Source organism: Serratia sp. AR11, assembly GCF_056376275.1.
In genome coordinates this window covers 3,827,876-3,843,306 of sequence record NZ_CM150739.1, presented here as the reverse complement: position 1 = coordinate 3,843,306, position 15,431 = coordinate 3,827,876, and the positions used below count along the sequence as shown (strand labels likewise).

Genomic DNA, 15,431 nt, shown 5'->3' with positions numbered 1-15,431 from the left:
TTATGTCAGACACACAGGCTACCCATCAATACGAACAGCTGATTGATATCTTTAATCAGTGCTTCAGCGATGATTACAACACCCGGCTGGTTAAAGGCGACGATGAGCCGATTTATTTGCCGGCCGACGACCAACTGCCGTACCACCGCATTGTCTTCGCTCACGGCTATTACGCCAGCGGCATGCATGAGATTTCTCACTGGTGCATTGCCGGTGAGCAGCGCCGTAAACTGGTCGATTTCGGTTACTGGTACTGCCCGGACGGGCGCGACGCACAGACGCAAAGCGAATTTGAAGCGGTAGAAATTAAACCGCAGTCGTTGGAGTGGATGTTCTGCGTGGCGGCGGGATTCCCGTTCAACGTCAGTTGCGACAACCTGAACGGTGACTGCGAACCGGATCGCATCGCCTTCCAGCGTAAGGTACGCGAACGGGTACTGTTGCTGTTGGAACAGGGAATACCCACAAGACCTGCGCGCTTTATTCAGGCGTTACAATCGTTTTACAATACGCCACCGCTGACGGCTGAGCTTTTCCCCTATCCGGAAGATCTCAACTGACCGTCAGTTTGTTATTTAATGAGGAAATTTGATGATCGCAGAATTCGAAGCGCGCATTTTGGCGCTGATTGATGACATGGTAGAGCACGCCAGCGATGATGAACTGTTTGCCGGTGGCTACCTGCGCGGTCATCTGACGCTGGCGGTTGCCGAAGTGGAAGAGCTGGGCGAACACAGCGCCGAAGCGCTGAAAACGCAGGTGGAAAGCAGCCTGCATAAAGCCATTGCTGCCGGTGAGCTGTCGCCGCCGGACCAGGTGTTGGTGTATGGCATGTGGGAAAATCTGTACCAAACCGCACTGCCGACCGCCTGATCCGTTTTACGAGGCGCTGATAACAGCGCCTCGTAACACCGCCATTAAACCGCACGTCCCTTCAGTAGTTTCCTTACCCACATCCGATTAGGATTCAATGCTGCCAGCATGTCTGCGTCGCCCGGCAAGGGTTCGCCGAACAGCTGCGCCGCCAAAATTTCCGCCGCCAGCGGTGCTGAGCACAGCCCACGCGAACCCAACGCGCCAATCACAAACAGATTGGGATAGCTCGGTGCATTGGCGATAGCCTCGCCGCGTTGATGCTGGCGCTGCAGATGCTGATACTGCGTCAGCGTAGCCTGATAGTCCGGTACTGCGCCGATCATCGGTAGATGATCGCGGGTGGCGCTGCGCACGCCGCAGCGGGCCTGCTGACCGCTGACATCAACCTGTGCTGGCCAACTCTGCTCCGGCAGGCAGCGCAGCAGGCGAGCACGGTTGTCCTGCTGTTCTTCCTCGCGGTATTCGGTGGCGGTTTCGCCGCGCTGGTAACTGGCACCGATGCAGTGCTGTTGGTTGTTGACATTGACCGGCGTCAGATAGCCGTCGTAACACAGCACCTGTTTCAATTCGCTCAGCGCTGGGGTGGTGGGAATATGGGAGACTTGACCGCGCACCGCATAAACCGGCAGCGCTTCGCTGGGCGCCAGTTCGCCAAGCCGGTGGCCGTTGGCCAGGATCACCGTCGCATGCTGTCGGGTTTCCCCCTGGTTGAAACTGAGCTGCCAGCCGGTGTCGGTGGCGGCCAGGGCTTGGACGTCAGACTCATAGTGACAGCTTAACCCCTGATGTTGCGCCAGGGCTATCGCATTGCGCGTCAGCTCGGCCGGGCACAGCCAGCCACCCTGTGGGTAGTTAATGCCGCCAAAACCACTGTCGATACCGCACAGGGCGCTGAGCGTGGTGCGATCGGCCGCCACGGCCAGTTGTTGTGGCCATTCAACTGCCAGCATATTGGCAATCTTCCCGGCACTTTTTTCATCATAGGCCAATTGGCTGACGCCACACCACTGGTGGTCAAACGTCACGCCCTGTTTTACCAGCGCATCGTACTGGCGGCGGGCAAAAAGGAAAGCGGCGCTGAAGAAGTTTTCCAGTGCATCTCCCCGACCGTTCAACAACGGATAAAGCGCTCCCTGACGGTTGCCCGATGCCCCTTCGGCCGCCTGAGGATCGGCACAATACAGCGTGACCTTCGCACCACGGCGCAGCAAGGCGAGGGCAGTCAAGGCGCTGGCAACGCCGCCGCCAATGATAGCAATATCGTCGGTATTGTCGGCTGCCGGGCGCAGTAACCAGGGCGTGGGATGGGCCACCGCTGGTGCATCGGCAGGCAACTCGCCAATCAGCATTTCACGTTTCTGGCCGAAACCTTTGCTTTTTATGACTTCAAATCCGGCCTGCTGCAGCCCGCGCCGAACAAAACCTGCTGCGGTGAAGGTGGCCAGGCTGCCCCCCGGCCGGGCAAAGCGCGCCATGGCGGCGAACAATTGCTCGGTCCACATATCCGGATTTTTCGACGGGGCGAAGCCGTCGAGGAACCAGGCATCGATTTGGCGGTGCATGCTGGCGTCGAAGTGCGGTAGCAATTCGTTCACGTCACCGAACCACAGATCCAGCGTAATGCGGCCTTCCGCCAGCAACAGGCGGTGGCAGCCCGGCAGCGGCAACGGCCATTGGGCGCGTAACTCGTCGGCATAGGGAGCCAGCTCTGGCCAACGGGCATGTGCCGCCGCCAGATCGGCCTGCAGCAGCGGGAATTTTTCAAAGCTGATAAAGTGCAGCCGCTGCAGCGTGGCATCCGGCGTTGTGGCATGAAAATCGGCATAGGCCTGCCACAGGGTTAAAAAATTAAGTCCGGTGCCGAAGCCGGTTTCCGCCACGATAAACAGCGGGCGAGGGTGTTCGGCAAAACGTGACGGCAGCCGGTTGCCCTTGAGAAACACGTAGCGGGTTTCTTCCAGCCCATCCTGATTAGAAAAGTAGACGTCATCAAACTGTTTCGAAACAGGTGTACCCTGTTCATTCCAGGATAACGCTGCGGTTTGGATCGGGGCGTGGCTCACGGTTGGTTGCTCGTAACTCAAGGGGTGACGGGATTCTAACGGCGCTGGCGCTATGGCGCAAACTGGATAAGAATAAAGCTGAAAAACGCTGATCGGACTTGTTCGGCGTACATCTGTACGCTAAAGTGCGATGCAAAATCCCGAATGTAAAAATGTGGAAGAGGTACTGAATGAAACGTGCAGTGATTACTGGCCTGGGAATCGTCTCCAGCATTGGTAACAACCAGCAGGAGGTCCTGGCGAGCCTGCAGGAAGGACGTTCTGGGATCACTTTCTCCCAGGAACTGAAAGATTCCGGCATGCGTAGTCACGTATGGGGCGATGTTAAACTGGACACCACCGGTCTGATCGACCGTAAAGTGATGCGCTTTATGAGCGATGCGTCCGTTTATGCCTATCTTTCCATGGAAGAAGCCATCAAAGACTCAGGTCTGGCTGCCGATCAGGTTTCCAACGATCGCACCGGTCTGGTAGTTGGCTCAGGTGGCGGCTCTCCGCGCAACCAGGTTGCCGGATCCGACGGCATGCGTGCCAAAGGCCTGCGCGGCGTTGGCCCGTACATGGTGACCAAAGCCATGGCTTCAGGCGTTTCCGCCTGCCTGGCAACCCCGTTCAAAATTCGTGGCGTTAACTATTCCATCAGCTCTGCCTGCGCAACCTCTGCACACTGCATTGGCCACGCGGTTGAACTGATCCAACTGGGCAAGCAGGACGTAGTCTTTGCCGGCGGCGGTGAAGAACTGTGCTGGGAAATGGCCTGTGAGTTCGATGCGATGGGCGCTCTGTCCACCAGCTACAACGACACCCCGGAAAAAGCTTCCCGTACCTATGACGCAGCGCGTGACGGTTTCGTCATCGCCGGCGGCGGCGGTATGGTGGTAGTAGAAGAGCTGGAACATGCTCTGGCGCGTGGCGCACACATCTACGCTGAGATCATCGGCTACGGTGCGACCTCCGACGGTGCCGATATGGTTGCGCCATCAGGCGAGGGCGCAGTGCGCTGCATGAAGATGGCAATGCAGGGCGTTGACACCCCAATCGACTACATGAACGTGCACGGGACTTCTACGCCGGTTGGCGATGTGAAAGAACTGGGCGCTATTCGTGAAGTGTTTGGCGACAACACCCCGGCAATCTCCTCCACCAAGGCCATGACCGGTCACTCACTGGGCGCCGCCGGCGTGCAGGAAGCGATCTACAGCCTGTTGATGGTTGAGCACGGCTTTATTGCGCCGAGCATCAACATCGAAAACCTGGATGAGAAAGCCGCAGGCATGAACATCGTGACTCAGCCGACTCAACGCGAGCTGACTACCGTGATGTCCAACAGCTTCGGTTTCGGCGGCACTAACGCCACGCTTGTAATGCGTAAGCTGCAGAAGTAACTCCGGCTTCAAGATTGTGGATCAAGCCCGCGCTTTTCGCGGGCTTTTTAATGCCTGTCGATCCTGCCGGTTGGCCGCTCGGAGTTATCTCAAATTACATCTTCTGACGGATCATTAACGCTTCGTTCAGCCTTTTGCGCATACAATGGCTCAATAGCGCGAATATCACTCGGCGTAGCATTTCAGAGTGACCGAACATTGAGGCAATAGTATGAAAAAGTTAATTGCAGTTGGGCTGCTGTCGGTATTTTTGGCTGGGTGCGCGACTGAATCACCTTGTGTCCCGGTCTATGACGATCAGGGGCGTTTGGTGCACACCAACACCTGTATGAAAGGCACCACTCAGGATAACTGGGAAACCGCAGGCGCTATCGCCGGTGGTGCAGCGGCGGTTGCCGGTCTGACGCTGGGTATTATCGCGTTAACCAAATAACCTTCCGTCGGTGAGTTTCCCCGTATAAAACCCAGCCTCCGCGCTGGGTTTTTCTTTGGCTGAGACACCGCCGGTTGATTGATATCAAAGTATTTTTATTTCCAGTCAGTTGGCAAACACGGCTTTGTCAGCGGGTGTAAATTCCATTCCTGCGCAGGCACTTGGCCGATATACTCCGGCTATCCCACACTCTGGAATCACCTGATGTCGGCTTTGGCGTCCATCTCTTTATCCATGCACCGTTTGCGCTTCGCTAAAAAGCGGGCCTGTGCATGGCTATTGGTCGTCAGTTGGCTGTTGTTGAATACCCAATTGGCGTTGGCCAGCCATAATTGCAACCTGCAGTTCAGCGGTGAAGCCCCCATGGCCCAGCATATGATGCATATGCAAAACAGCCTGCCTTCGTCAGACCAGATGCAAACCCAGGGGCCGCTGTGCGAGAAACATTGTGTCCCTGAGTCCGCCCAACAGGATCATGCCAGCCTGACGTTAGCCGCCCTGCCGGTCAGCAGCGAATTGGCCGTTATTGCTCCTTCCCCGTCACTTTCTATCCCACTTAACACCTGGCAAACGCCACCGATAACAGGCCCGCCGGCGGAGATTGTTTTCTGCCGGTTCCGTGAATAGCTCTGACAACCGTTTTGCCGTCCCTGACGGCCACCCGCGTTTGTTAACTATTAAATGGAGTACCCGTTATGCGTAATTTATTTGCCGCTGTACTGATCACCCTGTTTTTCTCCTCTGCCGTCAGCGCCGCTGATATGGCGATGCAGCATTCTGCCGTAAAACCTACCGTCGAAATCCATAGCCAGGGCGTCATCAAGGCCTGGGATGAGCGCAAGGTATCCATCGCCCACCAGGCCATTCCGGCGCTCAACTGGCCGCCCATGACCATGAGTTTCCAGCTCCCCTCATCGCCATCGCTCACCGTACTGCCTGTGGGAACGGCGGTTGATTTCAGCTTCCTGCCGGTCGACGGCGGTTATCGGCTGATTGCTATCGCAACCGCTCGGCAATAACGGAGGCGTCATGACCATTATCTTTTCTCACCCATTACGGGTGGGCTGGCTGCTGCTTGCCTGTTGGGCTCCGGCCAGCCTGGCAGCGGAATTGACGCTGCAACAATCGTTGACGGCGGCTGAACGTTATTCGGCGGAACTTTCGGCCAATCGGCATCAGGTGAATGCCCTGGAGAACATGGCGGATTCGGCGATGCAATTGCCCGATCCCAAGTTGAAGTTCGGGATTGAAAACGTGCCGGTACAGGGTGGCAACGCCCGGCGACTCACCCGCGAAGGCATGACGATGGGGCGGGTCGGCATCATGCAGGATTACGTCAGCAGTACCAAACGCCAGCGCAAGGCGGATACCCTGCGTGCCGAAGCCAGCCAGACGGATGCCGGCAGCGCTACCATCCGTGCCCGTTTGCAGCAGCAAACCGCGCAGGCGTGGCTGGAACTGGCACTGAGCCGGCAAACCTTGCGTGACGCCACCGCACTGGTTACGGAGAGTGAACGTCAAATTGCCACTCAGCATGCCGGTGTGGCCGGTGGCGGCACTCCTGCCAGCGGCGTGCTGGACGCCAGATTGACGCTACTGGCCATGCAGGACCGCATCAGTGAGGCACAGCGCGACGTTGCGGTAGCGCAGGCACGCCTGACTCAACTGACCGGTCAGGCAACCACGGATACTGCCGGGGCGATGCCACGCTTTGAACGTTTGCCGGCCGACAGCGACGTCTTGCGCCAGGCGATCAAACAACATCCTGAGGTGCAGCAGGCCAGTCGCGAGGCCGACGTGGCCAGGGCGCGTTCGGCACAGTCAGAGGTGGCGGCCATACCGGACGTGGGGGTTGAGGTGTATTACGGCAAGCGCGCCGACGATTATGAGGATCTGGCCGGGGTGATGTTTACCGTTGATCTGCCGCTGTTCCGTTCGCAGCGGCAGGATAAAGACTATGCCGCTGACGTGTCCCGCAACATGGAGGCCAACGATCGGCTGACGTTGCTGATCCGCGATCATCAGGCGCAGCTCGACACGCTGTTGGCACAGTACCAGGCGGCGCAGGCGCAATGGCAGCGACAGCAGCAACAAGCGATCCCCCTGCAGCAACAGCGAGTGACTTTGCTGTTGGCGCAATATCGCAGTGGAAAAAGCGACTTGTCTGCGCTGCTGGAGGCACGGCGGGCGCTGCTCGACAGCCGCCTCAGCGCCGGTAAAGCCGCCCGTGGACTGGCGCAGATTTGGGCTGCCATCCGCTATCTCACCCCTCAGGAGGCAATGTAATGAGAATGCCATTTAAGCTGGCGCTGTTAGCGGCGTTAATCGGCGGTGGGCTGGCCGGATATGGGTTGGGTTCAGCGGGGGAGGCCGCGCCGCAGCCAGACAAAACGGAACGACAGGTACTGTATTGGTACGATCCGATGATGCCTGCCCAGCGCTTTGATAAGCCGGGGAAATCCCCCTTTATGGATATGCAACTGGTGCCGCGCTATGCCGATGAGGCCGAGACGCAGGGCGGTGTGACCATCAGCGCGCGCCAGCAGCAGAATCTGGGGGTACGTATTGAGACCGCTCAGTTGCGCGCGTTGGATCAGCAGCTTGACGCTTTTGGCAGCGTAGCGACGGATGAGCGTGGGGTGCAGATTATTGCCGCCCGTGCCAATGGGCTGGTGGAAAAACTCTATGTCCGTGCCAGCCAGCAGCAGGTGCAAAAAGGCCAGCCGCTGGCACAGTTGTGGATCCCGGAGTGGAGTGCGGCGCAGCAGGAGTATTTGGCGATACGGCAACTGGGCGATCGCGCATTGACCGCCGCCGCCCGCCAGCGGTTGCAGCTGTTATTTATGCCCGAGGCGGTGATACGGCAGGTTGAGCGCACGGGCAAGCCCGAGCCACGTATTAAGATAGTGGCGCCGGAGAGCGGATATGTGAACAAGCTAAGCGTGCTTGAGGGCGCTCAGGTGACCGCGGCGCAGGGGTTGTTTGAGCTGGCGAGGCTGGATCCGGTGTGGATCGTGGCCGACTATCCGCAGGCGCGGGCCGGGTTACTCAAGGTGGGTGACAAGGTGCAGGCCGCCTCTGCCAGCTGGCCGGGGGAAAGGTTTGCAGGCGAGGTGAGCGAACTGCTGGCCAATGTCGATCCGCTAACCCGCACCTTCAAAGCGCGCATCCTGTTAAAGAATCCTCAGCAAAAGCTGCGGCCAGGCATGTACCTGCAACTGACGCTATCGCAGAACGCCGTCGGCAAACCGGTGCTGGCAATCCCGCAGGAGGCGCTGATAGATAACGGCGATCGTAACCGGGTATTGGTTGCCGAAGGTAACGGCCATTTCACGCCGGTGGAGGTGGTGGCCGGGCGCGTACAGGATGGCTGGGTGGAGATCAAACGCGGGCTGAGCGCCGGGCAACAGGTGGTGACCTCCGGTCAGTTCCTGATCGACTCCGAGGCCAGTATGCGCAGTGCCTTGCCGCAGATGGCGGCACAAACCGAAGTTAAACAGTATCAGGCCGAAGGGGTGATTGAGGCACTCAATGGCGACACCATGACGTTGTCCCACGGACCAGTGCCTGAATTGCAGTGGCCGGCGATGACCATGGATTTTGCTCTGCCGCCGGGGGGATTACCGGCAGGCATCAAGCCTGGCGACCGGGTAAAAATTCACTTTAGCGTCGACGACAGCGGTTCACATATCAGCCAGGTTCTGCCGATCAATGCCGGGCACGGAGGCCACTTATGATTGCATTCGTGATCCGCTGGTCGCTGCGCAACCGGCTGCTGGTGTTATTGGCCTCGGTGTTGTTGGCCGGTTGGGGTGTGTGGGCACTGCAGAAAGCGCCGCTGGATGCGCTGCCGGACCTGTCCGACGTTCAGGTCATCGTCCGTGCCACTTACCCTGGCAAGGCACCGCAGGTGATTGAAGATCAGGTCACCTATCCGCTGACCACCACGTTGTTGACGGTGCCGGGGGCCAAAACGGTGCGTGGTTTTTCCATGTTTGGCGATGCCTACGTCTATGTGCTGTTTGAGGACGGCACCGATCTTTACTGGGCGCGTTCGCGGGTGCTGGAATCGCTCAGTCAGGTGCAATCTTCATTGCCTGAGCAGGTGAAGGTGGCGCTGGGGCCGGATGCCACCGGTGTGGGCTGGGTTTACGAATATGCCCTGGTGGATAAAACCGGCAAGCACAGCCTGGCCGACCTGCGTGCATTACAGGACTGGACGTTGAAGTTTGAGCTTAAAACCGTCCCTAACGTGGCAGAGGTGGCCAGCGTGGGCGGTATGGTGCGCCAATATCAGGTGGTGTTGGACCCACAAAGCCTGCGTGCGTTGAATATCACCCATCAACAGGTGGTGACGGCCATTCAGGACGCCAACCAGGAAGGCGGCGGGGCGCTGCTGGAAATGGGCGAGGCGGAATACATGGTGCGCACCTCGGGCTACCTGAAAAAACTGAGTGATTTTGCCAATGTGGTGATCACCGTGCGCGATGGTGTGCCGATCCTGCTGTCGCAGGTGGCGACGCTGCGCGAAGGGCCGGAGATCCGCCGGGGCGTGGCGGAACTGAACGGGGAAGGGGAAGTAGCGGGCGGCATTGTGGTGATGCGCTACGGTAAAAATGCGCTGGAAACCATTAACGCGCTGAAGGTGAAACTGCAGGAGGTTCAGCGGACGCTGCCGCCGGGAGTGGAAATCGTTACGGTTTACGATCGCTCTCAGCTGATTGAACACGCCATCGAAACCCTGTCCCACAAGCTGCTGGAAGAGTTTATCGTGGTGGCGCTGGTCTGCACTCTGTTTCTGTTCCATTTCCGTTCGGCGCTGGTGGCGATGATCACGTTGCCGCTGGGTATTCTCGGTGCCTTTGTGGTGATGCATTATCAGGGAGTGAACGCCAATATCATGTCGTTGGGCGGGATAGCCATCGCGATAGGGGCGATGGTGGATGCGGCGATCGTGATGATCGAGAACATGCATAAGGTGCTGGAACAGTGGCGACAGCGTCATCCAGGACAACAACCGACGTCAACGGATTACTGGCGCATTTCGGAGCAGGCGGCGGTGAAAGTGGGGCCGGCGCTGTTTTGCAGTTTGCTGATTATCACGTTGTCCTTCATTCCGGTCTTCACCCTGCAGGCGCAGGAAGGGCGGATGTTCTCTCCGCTGGCCTACACCAAGACCTACGCCATGGCGGTGGCGGCCGGGCTTGGCATTACGTTGGTGCCGGTGTTGATGGGTTACTTCATCCGTGGCCGCATTCCCGATGAGCATGCCAACCCGATCAACCGCTGGCTGATCCGTTGCTACCAGCCGGTGCTGGCGGCGGTGTTGGCACGCCCGAAAACCACGCTCGGGGTTTCGTTACTGTTGCTGTTGTTGACCCTGTATCCGCTTAGCCGGTTGGGCAGCGAATTTATGCCTCAGCTCGATGAAGGCGATCTGTTGTATATGCCATCGTCATTGCCGGGCATGTCGGCACGCGAAGCCAGCAGGCTGCTGCAACTGACCGACCGGTTGATCAAAACCGTGCCGGAGGTGGCGACGGTATTCGGCAAGGCAGGGCGGGCGGAAACCGCTACCGACCCGGCGCCGCTGACCATGCTGGAAACCACCATTCGCTTCAAGCCGCGTGACCAATGGCGGCCGGGCATGACCATGGACAAACTGGTGGCGGAGCTCGATAGCGTGGTCAAGGTGCCGGGCATCGCCAACGTCTGGGTGCCACCCATTCGAAATCGGCTGGATATGTTGGCCACCGGCATAAAAAGCCCGGTCGGCATCAAGGTCAACGGCAATAACATGGCCGATATCGAACGGATTTCCGGGCAGATTGAACAAGTGGTGAAACGGGTGCCGGGCGTCACCTCGGCATTAGCAGAGCGCATCACCGGTGGGCGCTATGTGGATATTGATATCGACCGTCAGCGGGCTGCGCGCTATGGCGTCTCGGTGAAGGAACTGCAATCGATGGTGGCGACGCTGGTGGGCGGTGAAAACATTGGCGAAACCATTGAGGGGCGGGCGCGCTATCCGATCAATGTGCGTTACCCACGCGAAATCCGTGATTCGGTGCAACAACTGCAGGCATTGCCGGTACTCACGGCCAGTGGAGGTCAGGTGCCGTTGTCGATGTTGGCGGATATTCGGGTGACCGAAGGGCCGCCAATGCTGAAAAGTGAAAACGCACGGCTCTCCAATTGGATTTATGTCGATCTGCGCGGACGCGATCTTAAATCGGCGGTGGAAGAAATGCAGCAGGCGGTCGCGCAGCAGGTCAGGTTACCGGCCGGTGTCTCTTTGAGCTGGTCCGGACAGTTTGAATATCTGGAACGCGCCAGCGCCCAGTTGAAAATCGTGCTGCCGGTGACGCTGGCGATCATTTTCGTGCTGCTGTTTGTCACCTTCAGCAACGTGCGCGATGCGCTGTTGATCATGGCGACGCTGCCTTTTGCGCTGATCGGCGGCGTGTGGCTGCTGTACCTGCTGAACTACAATCTTTCGGTGGCCGGGGCCGTCGGCTTTATTGCCCTGTCGGGCGTGGCGGCGGAGTTTGGCGTGATCATGGTGTTGTATTTGAACCATGCGCTGGAAAAACACCGTCAGCCGGGGCAACCGTTAACCCAACAACAGCTGATGGCGGCCATTAGCGAGGGGGCGGTACTGCGCGTGCGGCCGAAAGTAATGACCGTCGCCACCATTATGGCCGGGTTATTACCGATTATGTGGGGCGATGGTGCCGGCTCGGAGGTGATGCGGCGCATTGCGGCACCGATGATTGGCGGCATGGTCAGTGCACCGCTGCTGTCGATGCTGGTGGTGCCGGTGGTGTATTTGTTGTTGCACCGTAAGGGATGATGGAGCGGGGGCGCGGTATGCTGCGCCCCCGAGATTGATGACAAAGTGTTTTCTAGCTCGAGATACCCGGGCCTAGCGCACCGAGGGGCACTCCGACGGCCAAGGCCGTTACGACCCCTTCGGCACGCTCTCCCTAATAACGGGCTTTGTCAGTCGTTCAAGGGGCGCGGTATGCTGCGCCCCTTAATACCGAACCAGAAATTACTTTACCAGGAAGGCTTTAAACTGCGGTGTCATCACGGCGCTGAATCCCTCGTCGGTTTTGCTGATCAGATAGACCGCCAGCCCTTTTTCCTGCGCCAGTTTCAGGGCCTTTTCCGTCCCCAACACCATCAGTCCGGTATCCCAACCGTCGGCTTCCAGCGCGGTCGGGGCGATCACCGTGGCGGACACCAGACGGTGGGTTATCGGCCGGCCGGTGGTGGGATCGATGACGTGCGAATAGCGCTGGCCATCCTGTTCGAAATAGTTGCGGTAACTACCGGCGGTACTGATGCCATAACCCTGTAAATCCACCAAAGCCTGTACTGCATTTTCGCGGTCGGTAGGCTTTTGGATCGCCACCCGCCAGGCTTTGCCCTGGCCGTTAACGCCGCGGGAGGAAACCGCACCGCCAACCGAGACCAGATAGTTGGTGATGCCGTTGCGCGCCATCAATTGCACCAACTGGTCAACGCCATAGCCTTCACCCAGCGTTGAGAGATCAACATACATTTCAGGCAAGTCTTTTTGCAGCCATTCGCCGTGGTTGTCAGCGATCAGTTTGAGGTGCCGCAAGCCGACGTTCTTTTGCGCCGCTTCTATTTGTTGTTGGCTCGGTACCTTGACCACTCGCTTATCCGGGCCGAAGCCCCACAAATTGACCAGCGGGCCGACGGTAATATCCATTGCGCCCTGAGTGTCGCGGCCGATGCGTTGGGCCATCAGGATAATGTCCGCCATGCCGCGTGGGATCGGCTGTGGCTCTGTGCTGCTGCTCTGATTAAAGCGCGACAGCACCGAATCATTGCGGTAGGTGGAGATATCGTCGTTGGCGCGTTCCAGCACGGCATCGATCTGCTGCTGTAACTGTTGTTTATCGACTGCCACATCACCGCTGACCTTGACGCTGTAGAAGGTGCCCATGGTTTTGCCGTCGATGTCCATCTGCGGGCGGGTATTCTGGTCATTACAGGCGGTCAGCAAGCCGAGCGTCATGCTCAGTAACAGCCCTTTGGCGAAAACGTTAGCCATAAAGAAATCCTTCAAATCTGGGAAAGGCGCTACAAATAAAGCAAAGTGCGGCGAATGAAAAGCAGATAAAGGTAAAAGAGCATTTTACTGGCGTTGCCGTCGCGCTTGGGCTAACTTCTGGCTCCTGATCCCCGGTTGTTTTTTAGAAGCGCTCAACATGAGTTCAAATTCCCTGGTCCGGCTGTTCCAGCCGTTCCTGAAAGATCGTTTTTTACATATTCTGCTGGTGGCCGGCGTGTTGATGCTGGCTATTAATCCGCAACAACTGCCTGCGCTCAGCGGTTTTATCGACTGGCGCACCATTATTACCCTGCTGGGACTGATGCTGCTGACCAAGGGGGTTGAGGTCAGCGGCTATTTTGACTTTATTGGCCGCAAGATAGTCAATACGTTGCATAGCGAACGGCGGCTGGCGCTGTTTCTGGTGTTTTCAGCCGCGCTGTTGTCGTCATTCCTGACCAACGACGTGGCGCTGTTTATCGTTATTCCGCTGACCATCACGCTGAAAAAACTGTCTTCGCTGCCGATTAGCCGGCTGATTATCTTTCAGGCGCTGGCGGTCAATGCCGGTTCGCTGCTGACGCCGATTGGTAACCCGCAGAATATTTTGCTGTGGAGTAAATCCTCGCTGTCGTTTCTGGCCTTTATTGCCCAGATGGCGCCCTTTGGCGCAGCGATGCTGGCCAGCCTGCTGCTGTTAACCTGGTTCAGTTTCCCGGCGCGGGAGATCGTTAAAGCTCCACATACCGAAGGTTATCCTTACCAGCGACGCCTGTTGCTGAGCTGCGTGGCACTGTACGTGATTTTTCTGCTGTGTCTGGATATCGATCTGCCGCTGTACGGCCTGTTGGCGGTGTTCGCCGGTTTTTTACTGTTGGCACGCCGGGTGTTGTTGCAGATTGACTGGAGCCTGATTTTTGTCTTTATCGCCATGTTTATCGATGTGGGGCTGTTCACCCGCCTTGAGGCGGTTCAGCCCTGGTTTGCTGACATCGCCAGGCTGGGCGAGGGCGGTATTTATGCCCTGGGGATCGGCCTTTCGCAGGTGATCAGCAACGTGCCGGCGACCATTTTGCTGCTTAACTACGTGCCTTCCAGCCAACTGCTGGCCTATGCGGTCAACGCCGGTGGCTTTGGCTTGGCGATCGGTTCACTGGCTAACCTGATTGCACTGCGGATGGCGGGTGAGCGAAAAATCTGGCTGAAATTCCATTACTACTCGCTGCCACTGCTGGCATGGAGTGGTTTGCTCGGCTGGTTGCTGGCTTAAGAGCGATATTTCTACTTGAAATACCGCTCTCCTCTGGCGCGTCCGTTAGCCGCGTGCGGCCAGCAAACAGATGCTGCGGGTGACCTGATAGGACTTCACAAAGGCGCTGACCGGTAGAAATTCAAAGCGCGAATGGAAATTGTGCGCACCGGTGAAGTAATTGGGGGTCACCAGCCCGCGGCTGGATAACGCCGCACCGTCGGTACCTCCGCGCATTGGGATCACCTTTGGTGGAATACCATGGGCGGCGAGGGCGCCGAAAATCAGTTCGATGGCACGTTTATCTTCGCCGATAGAGTTACTGATATTGCTGTAGATATCCGTGACGCTACAGCTTACCCTCGCACGCGGATAGTTTGCCGCCACCTGCCGGACCACCTCCTGAATACGCTCTTTACGCGCATTGAAACTCGCCAGATCAAAATCACGGATCGACACTTTTAGCGTGGCGAGGTTGGCGTTGGCCGTCAGGTCGTTGAACCAGAAATAGCCTTCTCGGCCCTCGGTATGCTCCGGCGTATCCCGGCTGTCGAACTGATTGATGATGTCGTTGGCGATAAGAATCGGGTTGATCAGCACATTCTTGGCCGACATCGGGTGAGCGGTCACCCCCTCGATGCGGATTTCCGCTGCCGCGGCGTTGAAGTTTTCATACACCACTTCGCCCAGTTCGCAGCAGTCGATGGTATAGGCGAAGTCTGCGTCAAAGCGTGCCAGATCCAGCGCCTTGGCACCGCGCAGACCAATCTCTTCATCCGGCACAAAGGCCACCAGGATATCGCCGTGACGGTCGGTGGCACTCAGGTTAGCCAGCAGGGTCATCACTACCGTCACCGCCGCCTTGTTATCGGCGCCGAGTACGCTGGTACCGTCGCTGAAAATAATCTCTTCATTCGGGTAGGCCAGGATCTCCGGGTGCTCGGCAGTGCGCAACCAGATGTCATGCTCTGCGTTCAGGCACAGATCCTGGCCGCTAAAGCGCAGGCGCTGTGGGTGAATATCTGCCGACAGGCCGACGTCAACGGTATCAATATGGGTAATAAAACCGATGCGCGGCGCACCGGGCTGGTTGCCGGGTTTACGTGCGGTTACGGTGGCGTGCTCATCAATTTGCACATCAGTCATCCCCAATTCGCGCAGTTCGGCTGCCAGCAGTTTGGCCATATCGTGCTGACCCGGAGTACTGGGCAGGGCCGTGGCGGCGGCATCGCTCTGGCTGGTTACCGCCAGATAACGGAAGAAACGTTCGGTGAGCTGTTCGGCTATGGCGCTGGTCATGCGGGATCCTCTCGGTAAGCGGTCTATCGGTTTTAATGGT

13 protein-coding genes are annotated in these 15,431 nt (G+C 58.0%); 10 read left to right on the top strand and 3 right to left on the bottom strand.

The window, feature by feature from the left end:
• Positions 1–2: 2 nt before the first annotated feature.
• Positions 3–560: an elongation factor P hydroxylase gene (locus ACSOSI_RS18070; protein ID WP_012146084.1), complete on the top strand. Its 558-nt coding sequence runs from the start codon at positions 3–5 to the stop codon at positions 558–560.
• A gap of 31 nt (positions 561–591) precedes the next feature.
• Positions 592–873 carry a YfcL family protein gene (locus ACSOSI_RS18065; protein ID WP_012146083.1) on the top strand — a complete coding sequence of 94 codons (282 nt, stop codon included), beginning with the start codon at positions 592–594 and terminating at the stop codon, positions 871–873.
• A gap of 44 nt (positions 874–917) precedes the next feature.
• On the opposite strand, the gene mnmC is transcribed toward ACSOSI_RS18065, so the two are convergent.
• Entirely contained in the window at positions 918–2,939 is a 2,022-nt protein-coding gene (gene mnmC, locus ACSOSI_RS18060) for a bifunctional tRNA (5-methylaminomethyl-2-thiouridine)(34)-methyltransferase MnmC2/FAD-dependent 5-carboxymethylaminomethyl-2-thiouridine(34) oxidoreductase MnmC1 (protein ID WP_476705898.1), read from the bottom strand.
• Between the two features lie 170 nt (positions 2,940–3,109).
• Here mnmC and fabB point away from each other — a divergent pair, with 170 nt between their 5' ends.
• The 7 genes from fabB (at position 3,110) to ACSOSI_RS18025 (ending at position 11,610) form a co-directional block, all read left to right on the top strand.
• Positions 3,110–4,324, top strand: a complete 1,215-nt coding sequence (fabB, locus tag ACSOSI_RS18055; protein ID WP_012146081.1) for a beta-ketoacyl-ACP synthase I — start codon at positions 3,110–3,112, stop codon at positions 4,322–4,324.
• A gap of 211 nt (positions 4,325–4,535) precedes the next feature.
• Positions 4,536–4,757, top strand: a complete 222-nt coding sequence (locus tag ACSOSI_RS18050; RefSeq protein WP_004947462.1) for a putative periplasmic lipoprotein — start codon at positions 4,536–4,538, stop codon at positions 4,755–4,757.
• Between the two features lie 204 nt (positions 4,758–4,961).
• On the top strand, positions 4,962–5,384 hold the full coding sequence (locus tag ACSOSI_RS18045) for a hypothetical protein (RefSeq protein ID WP_112363890.1): 423 nt from the start codon (positions 4,962–4,964) through the stop codon (positions 5,382–5,384).
• A 68-nt stretch (positions 5,385–5,452) separates the two neighbouring features.
• Complete coding sequence (locus ACSOSI_RS18040) at positions 5,453–5,776, top strand: copper-binding protein (RefSeq protein WP_012146079.1); 324 nt, start codon at positions 5,453–5,455, stop codon at positions 5,774–5,776.
• A gap of 10 nt (positions 5,777–5,786) precedes the next feature.
• On the top strand, positions 5,787–7,043 hold the full coding sequence (locus tag ACSOSI_RS18035) for a TolC family protein (RefSeq protein ID WP_476705897.1): 1,257 nt from the start codon (positions 5,787–5,789) through the stop codon (positions 7,041–7,043).
• Entirely contained in the window at positions 7,043–8,494 is a 1,452-nt protein-coding gene (locus ACSOSI_RS18030) for an efflux RND transporter periplasmic adaptor subunit (protein ID WP_476705896.1), read from the top strand. Before ACSOSI_RS18035 ends, ACSOSI_RS18030 begins: the two co-directional genes overlap by 1 nt.
• Positions 8,491–11,610 carry an efflux RND transporter permease subunit gene (locus ACSOSI_RS18025; protein WP_476705895.1) on the top strand — a complete coding sequence of 1,040 codons (3,120 nt, stop codon included), beginning with the start codon at positions 8,491–8,493 and terminating at the stop codon, positions 11,608–11,610. Before ACSOSI_RS18030 ends, ACSOSI_RS18025 begins: the two co-directional genes overlap by 4 nt.
• Before the next feature lie 201 nt (positions 11,611–11,811).
• Here the strand turns inward: ACSOSI_RS18025 and apbE are convergent, their stop codons facing one another.
• Positions 11,812–12,843, bottom strand: a complete 1,032-nt coding sequence (apbE, locus tag ACSOSI_RS18020; RefSeq protein WP_476705894.1) for an FAD:protein FMN transferase ApbE — start codon at positions 12,841–12,843, stop codon at positions 11,812–11,814.
• A gap of 157 nt (positions 12,844–13,000) precedes the next feature.
• On the opposite strand from apbE, the gene ACSOSI_RS18015 reads away from it, so the two are divergent.
• The gene (locus tag ACSOSI_RS18015; protein WP_112363893.1) at positions 13,001–14,113 is read left to right on the top strand and encodes an SLC13 family permease; all 1,113 of its coding nucleotides are present in this window, start codon (positions 13,001–13,003) and stop codon (positions 14,111–14,113) included.
• Between the two features lie 45 nt (positions 14,114–14,158).
• Here ACSOSI_RS18015 and pepT read toward each other — a convergent pair whose 3' ends face one another.
• Positions 14,159–15,391, bottom strand: a complete 1,233-nt coding sequence (pepT, locus tag ACSOSI_RS18010) for a peptidase T (protein WP_476705893.1) — start codon at positions 15,389–15,391, stop codon at positions 14,159–14,161.
• Between the last annotated feature and the right edge of the window lie 40 nt (positions 15,392–15,431).